Origin of the sequence: Algoriphagus sp. PAP.12 (assembly GCF_026652115.1) — a bacterium.
Classification (GTDB): Bacteria; Bacteroidota; Bacteroidia; order Cytophagales; family Cyclobacteriaceae; genus Algoriphagus.
Genome location: NZ_JAPPSQ010000052.1, coordinates 1 through 2,604, shown reverse-complemented (window position 1 = coordinate 2,604; position 2,604 = coordinate 1). Strand labels below are relative to the sequence as shown.

The window sequence follows — 2,604 nt, the reverse complement described above, 5'->3', positions numbered from 1 at the left end:
GTTAGAAAGGTGCAGAAATGCACCTTTTTTTATGAAAATTAATTAGTGTAATTACTATTCGCCTTCTTCATCTTCTTTTTTCGGAAATAATATTTCAGGAGGAAATTTGTCAATCCCTTTCAAACTCGTTGATTCAACTAAACTGGTGTTTAATTTTTCTAGATCAATTTTGTTGTGTTCTAAATCAAACTTAAAGTTTTTAATGGCGCTGTTAAATATTGAACTGTCAATATCAAGGCCATAAATTGAAGGAAAGGCTTCTCCACTAGTCAATAAATCTTTATAACCTAATATTTTAGAAAGCTCAGATTTGAATTCAGTATTGTATCCAATAATCTCATCTGAATTTTTTAATGAGGAAATTGGATCGGTGATAAGGCCAAAATTTTTATATTTATCAGAATAAAGAGAAAGGCCGTCAATTAAAGAATCATTAAATTTTAAATAGTCGGTTACAAATTTTTCAGTTTTTTGATTTAAAGTTCCAATTGTTTGTAGAGAAATGTTTTCCTTTTCTTCATTTGGTATTTCTATATTGTCAATCTTATTTAAAGCACTATTTATTATTTTTTCTAATTCGTCACAAAGAGAAGTTCCTTTTTTATAATCCTCTATCTTCATGGATTTGTTATGAGCAACTTTAATTCTAATTTGGTATAATTGTTCCCATTTTTTCTTAAACTGATCAGATTCTAATTTGACAAGATTAGAAAAATATCTATCCCAATTGTTTTTAGGAATATGTGCAAGGATTTCCTTCTTCTCATTATCATTGATTTCTCCTTCAATGACTTTGCTTAAAAGTTTTGGTAAATTCTCAGATTTTTTTAATGCATAATCTTTAAATAAGAAATTGGATAATTGAATGAAATCAACTTCATATAAAATACTGTGTGATTGTTTGTATGATGAATCTTTTATGGATTCTTTTACATCCTTCGGAACTGAATCATTATGCCATCCAATTCCAAGCTTAGTTAACATAAATTTGCTAATAAGCTTTCGCATAGAGTTTTCAATCTGATAGATTTTTGGATACAATTCTTTAGACCATTCGAAAGATATTCCATCCCAAACTATTTGAATTTTATCTTGTAAGTGAACACCGATTGTCTTTCGAAATACATTAAGCATTTCTCTGAATTTTTCGGTCGTCCTACCTGTTTCAAAGGTTACATGAAAAACTGAGCAATTTTGATCTTCAACATCTGATTGTTTAACTGAAAAAGTGTAGTTTGACCTATTGAATTGGATTTGATTATTTGAAATTTTAAAGCTTGAATTTGAAGTGATTACAGATTTGAATGAAGGGATGTCTTTACAGATTCCATCTTTAGTGTCAAAAGGTAGTAAGTATTCAATAGTTATCATCTTAAAAAGTTTTAGATCTTTAATGTGTTGATTTTAATTTTGTTACCGTTGGGTTTAAGATTTGATTCAAAAAGACCTCTAAGTCTTGCAAATCATAATACCTTTATTAAAGTATATTTTTTTTAACCTAATAGATTAAGTCCTCCAAGCTTTTGAAGCTCAGATTATCTGAAAACCTTACCAAGTTCAAAATCATTTCCTAATGATTTTTTTGATTCGTACTTTGAAGAAAATGACCTTCGATGTTTCTTTTTCTAAGATATTATAAAAATTGATACTACTAAATTAATTTAATATTTGCCACAAGGTTAAATGAAAAAAGTAAATAGATTGGAATCAATCTTTTTTACCATGAATACCAAAATCAAACTTTTAGATCAAACCTTTGAATTCAGGAAGTCTTCATACAGCTACAAGGACTTTGAAGACCGAAACAAAAGGCCTTACAACCCTTCACTAGCTTCTGATATCCTAGAATACATTTATAGCTGTATAGTTGCAGGTTACTTTTACAAACGAATTGATTGTCCTTTAGACCTAGTAGGATTCTATGAACTCATAGACCAAATGGAAGAGCATGATGCAGAATTGCTTTACAAGGATAACTCAAAGCTTTTTCAAGAACTTTTCAATTTAGGAACTGCAGTTGAAGCTGAAGAACCAGCAAAAAAAAAGTAATAGACATTTATAAGCTGTTTGGTTACTGTGTAGGTGTCATCAAGCTTTCACCTTCTGATTTCTGGAATCTGGAAGACAAAGAACTTTTTAATGTGGTATCTGAATTTGAAGCATTCAGTTACTCAAACCTCAAGCTACAGCTAGAAGAAAACAGGTTGATCAACTATCACATTGTAGCAATTCACAATTCTAAAATCAGAAAGCCAAAGCAGCTTTACAGATTTAACTGGGAACAAGAAGCACCTGCCTTAACCCCAGAACAGATCAAAAACAACATTCAACTTTTAGGAATCCCTACAAGACTTAAGAAAAAGTATCAAGTGGGGTAATCCCTCATTTTTTAAACTTTTTCATAATGGCAGGGAAAACTATAGCCTACCTCAATGTACTTATTGGAGCCGATAACAGAAGATTAAATGCAGCACTTGATTCTAGTGAGAAGGCAGTTAAAAGATTTGGAGGAAAGCTTTCTTCTATTGGCTCAGATCTTTCTTTAAAAGTTACTGCACCTCTAGCAGCAATTGGTGCAATCAGTACAACTACAGCAGCACAATT

General features: G+C 30.6%; 4 protein-coding genes. 3 read left to right on the top strand and 1 reads right to left on the bottom strand.

Annotated elements, in window-relative coordinates; all coding sequences use genetic code 11:
- Positions 1-54: 54 nt before the first annotated feature.
- Entirely contained in the window at positions 55-1,371 is a 1,317-nt protein-coding gene (locus O0V13_RS21360; protein WP_268037048.1) for a HEPN domain-containing protein, read from the bottom strand.
- A 351-nt stretch (positions 1,372-1,722) separates the two neighbouring features.
- Between O0V13_RS21360 and O0V13_RS21355 the strand changes: the two genes are divergently transcribed.
- From O0V13_RS21355 to O0V13_RS21345, 3 genes are all read left to right on the top strand, one after another.
- The gene (locus O0V13_RS21355) at positions 1,723-2,049 is read left to right on the top strand and encodes a hypothetical protein (protein WP_268037047.1); all 327 of its coding nucleotides are present in this window, start codon (positions 1,723-1,725) and stop codon (positions 2,047-2,049) included.
- Positions 2,050-2,141: 92 nt separating this feature from the next.
- The gene (locus O0V13_RS21350) at positions 2,142-2,378 is read left to right on the top strand and encodes a hypothetical protein (protein WP_268037046.1); all 237 of its coding nucleotides are present in this window, start codon (positions 2,142-2,144) and stop codon (positions 2,376-2,378) included.
- A gap of 26 nt (positions 2,379-2,404) precedes the next feature.
- Positions 2,405-2,604, top strand: a 200-nt coding sequence (locus O0V13_RS21345; protein WP_268037045.1) for a hypothetical protein, incomplete at its 3' end; no start/stop codon positions are given.